This is a genomic window from Candidatus Thorarchaeota archaeon, assembly GCA_021498125.1.
Lineage (GTDB): Archaea > Asgardarchaeota > Thorarchaeia > Thorarchaeales > Thorarchaeaceae > B65-G9.
In genome coordinates, this window is sequence record JAIZWL010000001.1 from 196820 (window position 1) to 210941 (window position 14122).

Consider the following 14122-nt stretch of genomic DNA (forward strand, 5'->3'; position numbering starts at 1 on the left):
TTATAGGTGATTCCACTGGGAGTCTGTATTACTCGCTCTTTTCTTTTCATGAGACCGATTTATTCGTACTACGAGGTAGATGAAAGTGCGGTTATTCAAGCGAAAGACGGATGATGAGAGTCCACGCGAAATACAGACACCACCTATATCCCCACATGCATCATTAGGTGTCTTCTCTCCCGCCTTGCAATTACCACAGTCTGATCCTGTGCGTGAGACCCGGCGTCTTGCCGAACTTGATCAGATCTTTATCCGCTCAAAATCGTTACAATCCCTTGAGGATGTTCCCTTTGTGGTCAATGAGATTCGTAATGGGAACATTGTCTTGCTTGACATCACGCAGCTGAATAATGGGCAAGAGCAATCGTATCTCGAACTGAAACGGATAATTGAGCGAATCCGTGGTGAAACACGAGGATACAACGCTGACATTGCCATGGTCAATGAGAAGTGTCTAATCGTCACACCCTCATTCGTGCGCTTCTGATGTTATCTCAACTTGATAGTTTCTGTGACCATCAGCGCCTTTGTATCAACATTGAGCGCTTTATGGATCGTAGAGGCAAGATTCAGACACTTGGATGCCTCACCATGGCATGTCAGAATGCGTTCAGGTACAGGGCTGACTCGTTTGACGTAGTTGAGGATCTGTTTTCTATCGGAGTGGCCTGAGAATCCCTCAACGGTCTCTATCTGCATATGCACAGGAATGACCGTCATTTTTCCTTCCCGATTGTACATTTGGACCTCTTTCCATCCCTTCTGAATCCGTCGGCCTAAAGTCCCTTCACCCTGATAGCTGACAAAGATGAGTGCGTTTTTCTCATTCGTTGCTAATAGTTTGAAGTACTCGACACTTGGTCCTCCTGCAAGCATGCCTGAGGTGGCCATGATTATACAGGGTTCACCATTGACTATCTCTTCGCGTTGTTCGGGGTTGTCAACCTGCACGAATATCTCATTCAAGAATGGGTTGATTCCTTGATGGAAGATCATCTCTCTGATTTTCTTGCTTAATGCTTCGGGGTGGGTGGTATGGATGGCCGTGGCCTGTGCGATCATTCCCTCAATGAATACAGGGACTTTTGGAATGCGTTTCTTGGAAACGAGATCTTCTATGACCAGCATGATCTCTTGAGCACGTCCGACAGCCAGTACAGGAATGAGGACTTTTCCTCCACGCTCGATGACTTTCTTGATTATTGTTGCAAACTTTTTCTCGACCTCTTGTCTTGGTGGCATCTTGTCAGTAGGATGCCCATAGGTGCTCTCGATAATGAGAGTTTCCAGCCGGGGGAATGTGAAGGTGGCTGGCTCAAGGAGTCGAGTTCTGCCAAATTTGAAGTCGCCTGTATATGCGAGATTATACTGTCCATCACCAATATGCAGATGAATTATTGCAGACCCAAGAATATGACCTGCATTATGTAGGGTCAATCGTACATCAGGTGCAATATCTGTGACCTCACCGTATCCAAGGGGAATGGTGTGTAAGATTGCCTCTTTGACATCTCGATCTCTGTACGGTCGAAGCTTGCCCTCTCGCTCAGCAACATCTAGGTAGTCCAATTGAAGAAGTGTTGAGAGGTGGAGTGTTGGATGTGTCATGTATACTGGGCCACGGTATCCATACTTGAAGAGGAATGGGACCATCCCTGAATGATCAAGATGTGCGTGACTTACAATGACCGCATCGAGTTCATCAATATTGAACTCAGGCATATCCAATCGTGGAAATGCTCTGCTTGGGGCTCCTACATTGACTCCACAGTCGATGAGAATATTGCTGTCGGAGGTCTGAAGGAACATCGCCTCGCGGCCGACCTCTCGAAAGCCTCCTAATGCCGTCAGGCGAATCCATCCATTATTGAGGATGGGCTGTCTGTGAATGCGTTTTCCAATCTCTCTGAACACTTTGTTTCGGGTTTCAGCCTCGCTCTGAATGATGTATCTGATCTGTTTGATAAGCTTGCTCTCAATAGGTGGGGTCCGTTGTACATTAGGTCTCCAGAACGTCTGTCGGGTGATCTCTCTTAGAGTGGCGCCACTCCTTCCAATGACTAACCCCGGTTTTTGTGCTTCTATAATTACCTCGCCACGTGACGTATCAAAATCAATTGATGTGATTTCCGCATCGGGTGGGACCAGTTCGCGAACGGTCTTTTCAGTTTCCTCAAATGGAAGTCTTACCTCTGGAGCAGATCTGACAACAAGCCGCTTTCTCATCTTTCTTGCTAGGGCCTTAATTGCATCACCATCATCGAGAAGAATCTTGGGGGCCTTGGAATAAATTGCGATTTCCGGTCCCTCGTACTCCACGGAGCTAATTGCAGCCGACCTTGGAAGTGCTTTCATCACCACTTCTCTAATATCCTCATATTCATTTTCAGAATTCGAATTCATCTGGAGTCACTTCTCTCATTCGAAGGGAGCAAGCCCCTCTTATTCTATCAATGGTTTCATATCCCGTGGTCTCGGAATCTCTCGCCATTGCTGGGGGACGAAGGTATCTGGATCTCTATTGACTCTTCCAGATCTTCATTATTGTGTCCTTGTCGATTGCTTGATAGCCGTCCTTGTCAATCACACTGACAAGGATTGAGTTACCAGTAGCAGCATCACGTTCAATGGCCGAAGCTATTGCTCTCACTGCAAGCTCGATTGCTTTGTTTTTAGTCAAGTTATCTTTGTATCCAGCTTCAAGAACACCAAGTGCAACAGGCGATCCCGATCCAGTGGCTGTAAATTTGTCCGGCAAGACCGACCCAATAAAGTCGGTATAGAACACCTGCGGACCTGCATCATCAAATCCTCCTACAAGACACTGCAACATATATCCTCCCCTTGCTTGGAACATGATGTTCGCCAAGAGCCGAGTTAGAGCCTTTACCCTCATGGGTCGTCCACGCTGGATCTCGTACAACTTTGACTCAGCCCGTAGAAGTTCCATGATTGCCTGTGCATCAGCAACTGAGCCGGCAATCGTGGCCCCAATACTGTTGGTGATTTTGTAGATCTTCTGAGCCGATTTGTTTGCGATTAGGTATCCCATGGTTGCTCTCTGATCGCTGGCGAGAACTACACAGTCTTTGGCAATCATACCTACTGTGGTCGTTCCAGTCTTCAATTCAGCAGGGGGCTGCATGTTACGTTCCATGTTGAGTAACTCCCTAGGAATTTAGCAGTGTCTAGGAGAACTAGTGACAATGACATCTCACGGCCTCGATATTAAAAGGTTTTTCATAGGGAATGAATTATCGATTTTTCATTGTCTACTCGGTTGGTGCTGGTGGTGTTTCTTCTTTCCGTTTGTAGACCACCACAAGTTTGACCTCGTTTACATCGTCCATTATCTTAATGATGTCCGACGCAATGCCAATCTCAGCATACTGTACCCCTTCTATATATCGAGTCAATTCGGGCATCTCAACCGTGACAATGCCCTTTGATTTAGAAACATTGAACATCTCATCGGGGATTCCTGGAATGCGCCGCTTGACTATGGCCATGATCTTCTCTTTTGTATCGCTCACTATTCCTTTGACCGTGATGTCAAAGACGAGAGTCTTTCCAGCAAGACGACTGTTAAAGTCAACTCTGACCTTCCTTCCTGTGACTAGCGTGATGACTCCCTCATCATTTCCTATCTTGACGCGTTCGCCTTTTATTGGTCGGATTCCCATCTTCAATATCTTGGTCTTTGGAAATAGTTTGATCTTACTGGGATCTCGCGGACCAGCCGCTCTCTCTGGTGGGACTTCAATATGCTTGCTCTCTCCCACCTTCATACCCTCGAGTTCTTCTTCAATCGCCTCAAGGAGCCAATTATGACCTACCGCCACGAGCATGGGTTCGTATCTGCCTCGTTCATTGTAGACCCCCTCTTTCTTTGCGACCTCTTCAATCGTCAGGTCAAATATCTCATTGTCTTCTTTTACTCTGCCCACATAATCCACATAGACTAGACTTCCTTTCTTGACTTTTGTTTCAGTCTTCTTTGTGGTCTTCTTTTTGGGCGTGGTCTCTCTTTTTTCCTCTTTTTCAGACATTAGCGATACACCTTATCGGCTCCAGTCTCTCGCTCCTCATTCGAGCTATCATAAAACCGTTTCCTTGTGCCCCTTGGTCCCCTTTATGACTCGAACCTCTTCGTAAAACAACCTCTGTGTCTTAATGACTGACACCTCTAAGCCCATTGCACGCATAAGCATCTCAATACGATCGACGTGAGATAAGGTTGAAACCACTATATACAGCGACCCGTCCTCTGCAAGATGCGGAACAGCTTGGCAAATAAACTCCTCAGTTATCTCGACACCAGTATCGCCACCAATCAAGGCCCCGTCCAAATCGGATCGTTCTTCATCTTGTGGAAGGTATGGTGGATTAAATGCTATGACTGAAAATTTGGCACTCGTACCAAGTCCAGACAAGAGGTGGCTCTGAAGAATCGTGAGATGATCAATTCCGTTCGCCTGTGCATTTTTCTTGGTGGTGCGTGCAGCATCTAGAAGCACATCAATTGCAATCGCATTGTGTGTGATCATTGACGCATTAATTGCAATATATCCACTTCCGCATCCGACTTCCAAAAAAGAATCATCTGAAGTTAAATCTATGGCATCCGCTAATAGAAAGGTGTCTTCTGATGGTGGATAGACCCCCTCAGGCGCCGTGATCTTTGTCACAACCTGTTTCATTTGTCATCATCTCGTGGATCTGGTAATTGTTTCTTCTCCACAAGTTCTAGAATGCAATCGGCAAGATGCACAAGCACCTCCATTGATAGCGCCCGAAGACGTTCGGAGCCATCAACTACATCTCCACATGTTTTGATGAGCGTTTCTACAAGAGGTTTCTCCGCTCCCATGTTTTTGAACCAGATACGTAATGCCTTTCTAAGGATTTTATTTGGATACGCATAGATTCCATGAACCATCCAGTAGAATACTTGTTCATCCTTTGCAAAAGGCCCCTCGGTTCTTCGTTTCATTCTTACTACAATCGAGTCCACCGCTGGCCTTGGATAGAATCTGCTGGCAGGAACCTCCAAGAGCTTTTCTACGACCATCTTGTATTGGACATCGATTGAGAGGCGCGAGTAGGTCTGCGTTCCTAGGACTGCAAATAATCGGTCTGCGAACTCTTTCTGAAACATCAGAATGGCATACTCAAACTCCACTTCGCGAATCAACCTAAACGTGATCTCCGAAGATATGCTGTACGGGAGATTTGCAACAACCTTGTTCACGCTGGGGAGTGGTACTGTAAGTGCATCCCCTTTGATGATCTCAACATTCTCATGGTCACCAAAACGCTTTCGGAGAATTTGTACAAGTACTGGCTCTATCTCAATGACTGTTAGCCGACCCGCTCTGGGCGCCAACCATTCTGTGAGGGCTCCCACGCCACCTCCAATCTCAAGAACGTGATCTTTGTTTGTGACCTTTGCAGCCTCGACAATGCTTTTTGCAACACGTGAATCCACAAGGAAGGTCTGTCCTCTCCTTTTCTTGGGTATGAAACCATAGGACTCTAGCATGCGTGTGGTATCATGCCACGACAGAGTCATCACCTATATCTGGTTCTTTCAATTCGTTCCTCTTCTTGAGGGGGTGGTCTCACAAACAGCCATCGTTTAACATCGCCCTGCAGTTCCTGAATGATTCTTGCAGTGACTACCTTCTTGGGATTTTGAAGTTTGGTGCGATCAGAGATGTCCTCAAAATTCCTGAATGGTTCCTTTTTCCTCTCCTCGAGTAAAGCCCACATCAGCGTTTGGCCAATGCCTGGCAATAATTGAAGTGAGTGTTTACGGGTTGTTATCGGTGGGGCCTCGTTAAAGAATTGAACGAACTTGCTCTCATGTTTGGTGACTATCATCTCAACTACTAACGGCAATTCAGCAGTGCTTTCTGGAGTAAGATCTTCATATCTTAGTCTACGGCTCACACGTTCAATCCTGTTCCGTGCTGATCTGTCAAGTGATACTCGTTCGTGAGGTCTCAGATTGGCTCCTCGATTTGGTACGACCTCTAGGAGTGTAAAATACGACTCACCTACAGCTTGAGCGACTGTAATCCCACGTGGCCTTGTATCTCTCAAATATACCTTCGGCGGAATGACTGCGAGGATATATGCGTGACTCTCGTGCATGCGTCGTTGAGTTCCATCCATCCTGTCATTCTCCACTTTCTTCTAGACCACATTAAGTAGAACATCACATACTCGTGATAAAAACTAATCGGGTGGCGCATCACCACTCGCATTGAATCAGGCAGTCACTACATCAAGAGCGGGCCTTCATGACCATATCAATGATCTCGATGATCTTTTCATCTGAGAATTTGCTCGCCTGTGATCCAAGAATGACCTTAAGCTCTTCTTCGGTAGTTGGCGCGATATTTACGATCTGCACAGCAATGCCCCGGTTCAACTCAAACTTGGTCATCAGTCGAGTGACGAGCTTTGCTGCTACTGCTGGCGCCATCTTCGAAAAAGCAGCTGCGTGTTCCAATGTTATTGACTGTTGAAATGACAGGTCTCCCTCTTTTGATCGCTTACTGAGTATCTTCTTCACTTGAGGGAGGGGTATCTCCTCTTGACTAACGATCTCTTTTGGCATTTGAATCCCTCAGCCCCTACTTGGACGAAGGTGTTCTGGTCTGATAATCAGTTCTTTGACTGCTTTACCCAGAGTGACATTGATAACAATGCCTCTACCTCTCTTGCCCACGACAACCCCAGTTCGGCCATGGTATCTCTTGTGTGGCATGCCCTTGTGGAATGCTGGATCAATAACAATATCGACACGCTGGCCAACTTCATAGTCTCGTAGGACCGTGCTCAATGGGCTGATGCCACGTTTCCGAACCTTTTTGGACATCAAACTTCGTGTTCTTGCGCGGTATCCATGACTCTTTTTGACCATGGCAGTTCATCTCTATGTTGTCTGTGAGCCGTCAATTGTCTATACTATGACATAGACGAGTTCCAGCATGACCACTTGGGTGGCCACTTAAGGATTATGGTCTGGTTCTACCTCGTAGATGGCCGTGACATTAAGTTCTATACATACGGCTTTTGAGCCTAATAGTTCTGTAATAGATGGGCGTGTCCGGCCCTCATCACCCGATACCAGTTCCTTGACATACGTTCCTCCTTGTACTCGAAAGTTCCCCTTGATCGTCGTCTCATCGATTTTTTCTAATCGTACCTCGTATATGCGTTTGATACGGATTTTATCGGCACGTCGATGAGCTACTCTTGTAGGGGTGCGTTGTTCAATTGTGATATCTCTGAACTTTTCTTCTAGCTGTCGGAGTGTGTTCTCGTCAACTGGTTCATCTGTTCTGATCAATGCCTCATACTCTTTTACATTCTGAGATGCACGTTCTTGGAGAAGCTGACTCACTTCTCTTCTTGTCATCTTGAGTAAATGGATCTCTACCTTTCCCTCTGCGCGTTCGTTTACCTCGCGTGCTAAGGCATCAAGATCCAACGTGCGGATCTTCGGTTCTGAGACCTCTACAACAAACGGCCTGCCTTCTCCCAGCATAAGCACATCGATGTCTTCTCGCCCCGCTGCATGGAGTTTGAACTTGGTGCCCTTTGCTGCTTCTTTCATGGGGATGCCTATGTACTCAGAAATAGAGTCCGGATATTTTCGTCCTGTCCATCCACAGAGTTCACAACCTTTGCCGTGGCATGCCTTGCAGTCCCATCTGCTCTGTGGTATTCCTCTCTTTAGTTTGCGATATCTCCCGTAGATGAAAATTGGGCTGATCTGAAGCCAAATACTATCTTTGGCCATATTGTACCCGATCACCAGATCTGGGCGCTTAAACTCGACATCTTTTCCTATGCGTGCAAGTATTTGTTTTCCAAGTTCTCGATTAAAGTCGGATTTGAGTGACTCTCCATATAGAATATTGAACTTGGCTCGTAATTCATCTTCCACATCTACAAGCCTTGGATCCACCTTGCATCCTATCAGAATGTTATTGTACTCAATATCCCGAATCTTTTCTATTGCGCGCTCAACTATATTTGGAATTCTCTCAAAGACACTTGTACCGTCTATTGAGCAAAGCCGACACTCCGTTTTATGGTCGAACGTAATTGCATTCTTTTCAGCAAGCTTTTCCGCAGGTTCAAACATCCCATTACTTGCTAGGAGGGCTATCAGACTCTTTCCTTGGTCCACGTTTCCAGATTTGATGTCATAATCCGCCTGCATTGAGAGCAGAAGTTTGATTGATCTTCCTCGTTCCAAGTTTGAGCTACTGGTACTAAGCCATCCGAATTGGCGGCCAAGGCAGCGATCGCATACTGGCCCATCTTCAATTATCTTTCTGGCGGTCTCAACAACATTGTGTGATTGGTCTGAAGACATAAGCGGGCCTCAAAGATTCGATTTGCCCACCGCCTAAAAACATGTTCACAGGTGAATAAGATTGAGATGACGGATGACATTGAGACCCGCAAGGGCCGTTGCAGGCCTTCTTAGCAGTTTTAGGATGACTTCTCCCTGCATATCCATGTCTCCCGCTCTCTTGACCGTATCAAGCAGTCCTAATTCAGCAGCATTACTGATTAATAGATCAAGCCCCTTATCGCTGAGAGCCCCTATGACTTGTTGAGTCAGATACATTGCCTTGAGGTCCCGTGAATAACGTGCCTGCCATGCGCGCTCATACTTTTCGAGCATCTGTTGCGACACATCTTCTCTCTTGAGAGCCTCTGCTCCAACCACCCCTGCGATCTGTGCGATTGCCCCTCCTATTATCACACCTCCTCCCGTTGTTGCTTTCACCATTCCTGCGGCGTCACCAACAACCATGAGACCTGTTGTGTATGTTCGTTTGACAGGCAATCCGACAAGTACGATTCCTCCAAATCCCCGTTCAATTGTGGCATCTTGAAGCCGTTCTCTAATAATTGGATGATGTTTCATCGCCGCCTGAAGCCGTATTTTTGATCTATCCCGTGCTGCAAGCCCGACTCTCGCCCGCCCCTCCCCTAAGGGGATGATCCATGCAAAAAATCCTGGTGCAATCTGATTGCCATAAAACATCTCTACGAGGTCTTCATGAATATTTGTTCCTCTTACCTCAAACTGGTAAGCAGGTCTCATGCTTTTCCGTGGGACTCCCGGTAATCCAACACTCTTTGATATGACACATCGGCTACCTTCACCGTCTATTACTACTGATGCTTTTAGATCGGTTCGATCCTTGCCTATCCGGACTCCCTCAACATATTGCTTATGGATTACCTCTGTGACCCTGACTCCTGTTCGAACCTCAACACCCGAATTGATCGCTCTCTCTGCCAACCATCGATCAAACGCCCGTCTATCGATAACAAGTGCCTCTCGTTTTCCTCTCTCGATATGAATCGAGTGACCTGAAGGGGCGTAAATCACAGCTCCCCTGACATGATTCTGTATCACATGGCTTGGCGGTTTCAATCCCAATGATGCAAGACCTGTGACACTCAATAGCCCTGCGCAATGATCAGGAACTCCCACCTCTTCATGTTCCTCTAATACCAGAACATCAACCCCCTGAAGTGCAGCTTCTCGTGCTGCAAGAAGCCCTGCTGGGCCTGCACCGATTATCGCAATGTCCGGACTCAAGGTGGTTCCCATCTTGATGACAAATGGTATACCTTATTATCTCTGGCATTAGCTGGTCTGACAGATACTACGGATGTGAACAATTGATGAGCGGCCCTCAGTTCCGATACAAGCAAGTCATAGCAGTTCGTACCGATCTTGGGATGAGTAAAGGCAAGATCGCTGTGCAGGTGGCCCATGGTGCAGTCAGTGCTGCTGAACGCACACGTGTCACGCATCAGGATGTGTGGCGTGCTTGGCTACGGGAGGGCCAGAAAAAGGTCGCAGTCAAGGTGGGATCTGAGGAGGAACTGCTGGAGCTCAGGAGGCTTGCAGTCGTTCATCGAATACCCCATGCTCTCATTCGGGATGCCGGATTGACAGAACTATCTCCTGGGACCATGACTGTCATCGGCATAGGTCCTGCACAGGGAGAGTTGATCGACAAGGTGACAGGCAGTCTCAAACTCTTATGAGGTCTGATTATGCGAGAAGCACATCCGCTTGAACAGCAGTTTGGAATAGAGTACTATTCCACCGATTTTGATGGTATTGGTGGGCGGATTAAGCAGCGTTATGAAGACTTTATTGTTGAAGAGATCACGCCTGAGAGAGAAGTGCTTCACGTACAACCTTGGCAGCGTCAGTCTTCCGAAGAATCGCTCTCTCCGCCAAGTGGGAAGCGATTGAGATTTGCGACCTTTGTCGTTCAGAAGATTGGCCTCTCTACAATGGATGTTGCAACAATTCTCGCTGCTGAGCTACGAATCCCTCACAAATATGTGTCCTATGCAGGTCTCAAAGATAAACGTGCTATCACAGTTCAGGCGATGTCTGTGCCTTCTCAATCAATTGAGAGGCTGCTTGATCTAAGGCTTGCAAGAATCAATATTCGTGACCCTCAATACACGCGGCGTTCAGTTCAAATCGGCGATCTCTGGGGCAATCGCTTCACTATTCGTTTGCGAGATGCTGATGTTGATTGTGAACTTGCACATGATCTGATGCAGAAAATTGGTGCCACTCCTCTGTTGAATTATTTTGGTGTCCAGCGATTTGGTGTAATTCGCCCCTACACACATCTCGTGGGTAAAGCGTTGCTCAAAGATGATTTTGAGAATGCAGTTCGAATAATCTTGACGACACGTAGTGAATATGATCCTGCGCCTCTTACCGAGGCTCGTGTTCGATTGGCCGAAGAATTGATTCCGACCGATGAGATCATCTCTCAATTCCCAGAAGATTTGCGTTACGAGCGTGTTGTTCTGCGTCAGTTGATCAAGACCCCCCATGATTACAAAAAGGCCTTTGCGCAAATTCCTGTACGTGTGCAGACTCTATTCGTTCATGCCTATCAATCCTACTTGTTTAACCGTTTGATAAGCAGACGTGCAGCTAAAGGTGAACCGATAACAGTACCTGAAGTGGGTGACTTTCTAATCCAGCTTGATTCGCCTCACACTGGTCGGGACTCTTGGATTTTTGTCACCGAGCGAACTATCGATGAATACCGTAAGGAAGTAAGTGCTGGCCATTACGGTCTTGCTGCACCAGTTCCGGGCTACTCGACGAAAATACCTCCCTCATGGCAGACTGATCTATTACTTGACCTTCTCAAAGAAGAAAATATCTCACTCATGGATTTCCGGAATCCTCGGAGTCGGGCGTTGGACTCTGCTGGTGGACTGCATCTCATCTCTATTCGTCCTCTTGACTTGTCTTTGGACTGTGTGGAGAACGATCTTGTTGCAAGCTTCTCTCTGCGTAAAGGATCTTATGCCACAGTCGTCATGAGAGAAATAATGAAGAACCATCCTATCAATCGCATATAGGTGCGGTTGAGAGTTCTCATTTTATCGACGTTTTGATAGTCCCCTTAGTCGATCTTCAAGAACGTCTGGAACATCTTCACGTTTCTTTTCCTCGCGTTCGTCTTGGTATTCGAAAATAACACTCTCTCCGGTTACGGCCGAAACAATTTCTCGAAGTTCTTCTTTCGAATATGGAATGCGCCCCCTATCCTCGCTTCTCAGCATTACAATGCTCTCTCTAAATCCATCTGGAAGATAGAGGCTGTTTATACCGACTTCAATAGCAGGTGCGATGAGTTTCCGTACAATAGTTCGTAATTTGGCAGGTCCCTCAAGAATCAAGACCTCTCCGAATTTTTCCTTCATTTCCTCCATTAACTCGGTATTTGCAAGAAGAATATCACGGCTCTTCTTTACCACAAGTATAAGACGATTTTCAATACGAATGGCACGTAGCAGGTTCAACTTATCAAGGTCGAGATATTCTTTTGCCCGTTCCAGAATCCATTTAGAGAACTCTATATCAAACTGATCAATTCGCCCGCGATCAAGCTTATCTTGACAGCTCGGGCAAAGGAAATCTGACTCCAAATCAATAATACACACGGGTAACTTCATACAGTAACCCTCGTTTCAATGAGTGTCCACTGACAGGCTCCCTGTAGCGAGGGACATATGAAAGTTCTGTTATCACTGATTTTACTGTCTGGCGAGCACTATGTCGATAGTTGAAACGTTGAGTTCGCTCCCCTTGTCGGTCTGCACAGTTGTTGTTCCAATTGTAATGTCTTTTACGATGAGATCTGGCATGAATCTGTTCCTTGTAATCTCAGCGACGTCGACCGCACGACTGATGAGGCGTCCACGTGCTCGAATAACGACCTCTTGAGCACCTTTATCGAACAATGTCTTGCATGCCAAGACATACGACATGACATTTTTAGAACCGACTAGGATGGTCGACTCAGCGTTAGAGCCTTCGGCATGGCTCCCAAGTTTCTCCTCCGTCACCAGTTCTCTCTCCCTAGTGATGTGGATATTTCATTGGTTTGCGCATCATATATTGATTTCGCTTTTGAATACCTCTATGCTTGATTTTTGGAATGAATGTATCACTATTACCTCATTATGTGTTCCTTTCACAAAGCTTTTCTTATTCCCTCGACCTGCGAACATTGGATGTTGACCGAATGACACAATTGACCTTCTTAGGATCTTGCCGCGAGATTGGCCGGTCCGGCTTCTTAGTTGAACACGAAAATGAGAGTTTCTTAGTTGATTATGGGACCAAGTTTCAAGATCCTCCCTCTTTCCCACGAATGATATCTACTGAAGGTCTTCAGGGCATTGCTCTTACTCATGCCCATTTGGATCACTCTGGTGGTATCCCCCGAATTTTGACTGAGGACCCTGATCTCTCGCTCTTTTGTACGCCCGCAACTCGAGATCTCTCTGTCCTTTTGATTCGTGATATGTACAATATATCACATGGCCGAATGCCCTTTGCGCGGACCGACATTAGTCTGGTTCGAAAACAGTGCGAGGCAACGAGATACGAGGAAACGGTTCCCTTAGGTCGCTCTTTCGAGATGACTCTATTCAATGCAGGCCATATCCCTGGCAGTGCAATGGTGTCGTTACGGGTCGATGGCAAGCGTATATTATTTACTGGTGACTTTAATGCAATCGAGTCACAGCTGAATCCTGGTGCTCGAAATAATCTTCCAAAACATGATGTTGTTATCACGGAGAGCACCTACGCTCGCAGAATTAATCCGCCTCGTGAGAAGATTGAGCAAGATCTTGTCCATACGATTGAGCTGACCATGGAACGCGATGGGACAGTGTTGATTCCCGCATTTGCAGTCGGCCGAAGCCAAGAGATCATGTGCATTCTTGAGCGATACGGCTTGACAAAGAAATATCCAGTCTATGTGGACGGCATGGCACGAAAGGTCAATGACATTTTGACCCGTCACCCCGAATACATAATGTCCCCTCATACTTTTGAGCGGGCTGTTCAGCGAGTTCAAGTTATTCAAGAACACCGCGATAGGGTTCGCGCTGTACGTAATGGTGGTATCATTATCTCACCTGCGGGAATGTTGAAGGGTGGTGCATCTCACCTCTACTTCAAGATGGTCCATGACAATCCTCGAAACTCAATTGTCTTGGTAAGCTTTCAGATACCTGGGACCCCTGGTGCCGAGCTTCTTGCGCATCATAAGGTGACGGTTGGAAAGAGAACCTTCAAGGTCGAGGCTGATGTGTTCTATCACCATCTCAGTAGTCATTCTGACTCAGAGGGGTTGTTGAGTCATCTTCTCAAAATTCCTGGTGATCCCCTCTTCTATATTGTACACGGGGAATCAGAATCGTGTGATGTTCTTGCTGAGAAACTCCAAGAACATGGGCGAAAAGCAGTGGTGCCTGAAGTTGATGAGTCCTTTGAGGTCTAAGCCTCTTCCTTTGTAGGTCGGGCCTCAACAACTTGGCACTTGATGCGTTGAAGGATCGTTTCTGCCTCTTGTGGGTCAACTATCAGCGTGTAGAGATAGCGCTTCGTTCGAAGCTTTAGTTTGACCTTATCACTGCCTCTCTTCACGCGGCATTCCACTGCATCCTCAGACATCTCGAGGAACTTTTCGGTATCGTAGATCTGTTTCGGCATTGATTTGGCCCCTATTTTGAT

17 protein-coding genes are annotated in these 14122 nt (G+C 46.7%); 4 read left to right on the forward strand and 13 right to left on the reverse strand.

Going from position 1 to position 14122, the window contains the following annotated elements; genetic code table 11:
* The first annotated feature begins 85 nt into the window (after positions 1-85).
* Positions 86-487, forward strand: coding sequence for a cell division protein SepF (gene sepF, locus K9W43_01130; GenBank protein ID MCF2135817.1), 402 nt, complete (start codon positions 86-88; stop codon positions 485-487).
* A gap of 2 nt (positions 488-489) precedes the next feature.
* Here sepF and K9W43_01135 read toward each other — a convergent pair whose 3' ends face one another.
* The 10 genes from K9W43_01135 to K9W43_01180 form a co-directional block, all read right to left on the reverse strand.
* A complete protein-coding gene (locus K9W43_01135; GenBank protein MCF2135818.1) occupies positions 490-2403 on the reverse strand; it encodes a beta-CASP ribonuclease aCPSF1 in 1914 nt (637 codons plus the stop codon).
* A 115-nt stretch (positions 2404-2518) separates the two neighbouring features.
* Positions 2519-3157 carry an archaeal proteasome endopeptidase complex subunit beta gene (gene psmB / locus K9W43_01140; protein ID MCF2135819.1) on the reverse strand — a complete coding sequence of 213 codons (639 nt, stop codon included), beginning with the start codon at positions 3155-3157 and terminating at the stop codon, positions 2519-2521.
* A 115-nt stretch (positions 3158-3272) separates the two neighbouring features.
* A complete protein-coding gene (locus K9W43_01145) occupies positions 3273-4049 on the reverse strand; it encodes an FKBP-type peptidyl-prolyl cis-trans isomerase (GenBank protein MCF2135820.1) in 777 nt (258 codons plus the stop codon).
* Positions 4050-4097: 48 nt separating this feature from the next.
* Entirely contained in the window at positions 4098-4700 is a 603-nt protein-coding gene (locus K9W43_01150) for a methyltransferase (GenBank protein ID MCF2135821.1), read from the reverse strand.
* A complete protein-coding gene (gene rsmA / locus K9W43_01155) occupies positions 4697-5572 on the reverse strand; it encodes a 16S rRNA (adenine(1518)-N(6)/adenine(1519)-N(6))-dimethyltransferase RsmA (protein ID MCF2135822.1) in 876 nt (291 codons plus the stop codon). The genes K9W43_01150 and rsmA overlap by 4 nt, the downstream gene beginning before the upstream one ends.
* Positions 5572-6177 carry a DUF655 domain-containing protein gene (locus K9W43_01160; GenBank protein ID MCF2135823.1) on the reverse strand — a complete coding sequence of 202 codons (606 nt, stop codon included), beginning with the start codon at positions 6175-6177 and terminating at the stop codon, positions 5572-5574. Before K9W43_01160 ends, rsmA begins: the two co-directional genes overlap by 1 nt.
* A gap of 112 nt (positions 6178-6289) precedes the next feature.
* Entirely contained in the window at positions 6290-6625 is a 336-nt protein-coding gene (locus K9W43_01165) for an RNA polymerase Rpb4 family protein (protein ID MCF2135824.1), read from the reverse strand.
* A gap of 9 nt (positions 6626-6634) precedes the next feature.
* Positions 6635-6931: a 50S ribosomal protein L21e gene (locus K9W43_01170; GenBank protein MCF2135825.1), complete on the reverse strand. Its 297-nt coding sequence runs from the start codon at positions 6929-6931 to the stop codon at positions 6635-6637.
* 87 nt (positions 6932-7018) lie between these two features.
* Complete coding sequence (locus K9W43_01175; GenBank protein ID MCF2135826.1) at positions 7019-8395, reverse strand: tRNA pseudouridine(54/55) synthase Pus10; 1377 nt, start codon at positions 8393-8395, stop codon at positions 7019-7021.
* Positions 8396-8440: 45 nt separating this feature from the next.
* A complete protein-coding gene (locus K9W43_01180; GenBank protein MCF2135827.1) occupies positions 8441-9640 on the reverse strand; it encodes an NAD(P)/FAD-dependent oxidoreductase in 1200 nt (399 codons plus the stop codon).
* Positions 9641-9726: 86 nt separating this feature from the next.
* Here K9W43_01180 and pth2 point away from each other — a divergent pair, with 86 nt between their 5' ends.
* Both pth2 and truD read left to right on the forward strand, forming a co-directional pair.
* On the forward strand, positions 9727-10095 hold the full coding sequence (pth2, locus tag K9W43_01185; GenBank protein MCF2135828.1) for a peptidyl-tRNA hydrolase Pth2: 369 nt from the start codon (positions 9727-9729) through the stop codon (positions 10093-10095).
* A 9-nt stretch (positions 10096-10104) separates the two neighbouring features.
* Positions 10105-11451: a tRNA pseudouridine(13) synthase TruD gene (truD, locus tag K9W43_01190; protein MCF2135829.1), complete on the forward strand. Its 1347-nt coding sequence runs from the start codon at positions 10105-10107 to the stop codon at positions 11449-11451.
* 21 nt (positions 11452-11472) lie between these two features.
* Here the strand turns inward: truD and K9W43_01195 are convergent, their stop codons facing one another.
* Both K9W43_01195 and albA read right to left on the reverse strand, forming a co-directional pair.
* Positions 11473-12048: a hypothetical protein gene (locus tag K9W43_01195; GenBank protein ID MCF2135830.1), complete on the reverse strand. Its 576-nt coding sequence runs from the start codon at positions 12046-12048 to the stop codon at positions 11473-11475.
* 81 nt (positions 12049-12129) lie between these two features.
* Positions 12130-12441: a DNA-binding protein Alba gene (albA, locus tag K9W43_01200; GenBank protein MCF2135831.1), complete on the reverse strand. Its 312-nt coding sequence runs from the start codon at positions 12439-12441 to the stop codon at positions 12130-12132.
* A gap of 179 nt (positions 12442-12620) precedes the next feature.
* Between albA and K9W43_01205 the strand changes: the two genes are divergently transcribed.
* Positions 12621-13889, forward strand: a complete 1269-nt coding sequence (locus K9W43_01205; GenBank protein ID MCF2135832.1) for an MBL fold metallo-hydrolase — start codon at positions 12621-12623, stop codon at positions 13887-13889.
* On the opposite strand, the gene K9W43_01210 is transcribed toward K9W43_01205, so the two are convergent.
* Complete coding sequence (locus K9W43_01210) at positions 13886-14101, reverse strand: 60S ribosomal protein L38 (GenBank protein MCF2135833.1); 216 nt, start codon at positions 14099-14101, stop codon at positions 13886-13888. The two genes, K9W43_01205 and K9W43_01210, sit on opposite strands and share 4 nt — an antisense overlap.
* Positions 14102-14122: the final 21 nt, after the last annotated feature.

Coding starts and splice junctions, on each gene's coding strand:
- K9W43_01135 (MCF2135818.1), bottom strand. CDS start 2,403: ATGAATTCGAATTCTGAAAATGAATATGAGGATATTAGAGAAGTGGTG.
- psmB (MCF2135819.1), bottom strand. CDS start 3,157: ATGGAACGTAACATGCAGCCCCCTGCTGAATTGAAGACTGGAACGACC.
- K9W43_01145 (MCF2135820.1), bottom strand. CDS start 4,049: ATGTCTGAAAAAGAGGAAAAAAGAGAGACCACGCCCAAAAAGAAGACC.
- K9W43_01150 (MCF2135821.1), bottom strand. CDS start 4,700: ATGAAACAGGTTGTGACAAAGATCACGGCGCCTGAGGGGGTCTATCCA.
- rsmA (MCF2135822.1), bottom strand. CDS start 5,572: ATGACTCTGTCGTGGCATGATACCACACGCATGCTAGAGTCCTATGGT.
- K9W43_01160 (MCF2135823.1), bottom strand. CDS start 6,177: ATGGATGGAACTCAACGACGCATGCACGAGAGTCACGCATATATCCTC.
- K9W43_01165 (MCF2135824.1), bottom strand. CDS start 6,625: ATGCCAAAAGAGATCGTTAGTCAAGAGGAGATACCCCTCCCTCAAGTG.
- K9W43_01170 (MCF2135825.1), bottom strand. CDS start 6,931: ATGGTCAAAAAGAGTCATGGATACCGCGCAAGAACACGAAGTTTGATG.
- K9W43_01175 (MCF2135826.1), bottom strand. CDS start 8,395: ATGTCTTCAGACCAATCACACAATGTTGTTGAGACCGCCAGAAAGATA.
- pth2 (MCF2135828.1), top strand. CDS start 9,727: ATGAGCGGCCCTCAGTTCCGATACAAGCAAGTCATAGCAGTTCGTACC.
- truD (MCF2135829.1), top strand. CDS start 10,105: ATGCGAGAAGCACATCCGCTTGAACAGCAGTTTGGAATAGAGTACTAT.
- K9W43_01195 (MCF2135830.1), bottom strand. CDS start 12,048: ATGAAGTTACCCGTGTGTATTATTGATTTGGAGTCAGATTTCCTTTGC.
- K9W43_01205 (MCF2135832.1), top strand. CDS start 12,621: ATGACACAATTGACCTTCTTAGGATCTTGCCGCGAGATTGGCCGGTCC.
- K9W43_01210 (MCF2135833.1), bottom strand. CDS start 14,101: ATGCCGAAACAGATCTACGATACCGAAAAGTTCCTCGAGATGTCTGAG.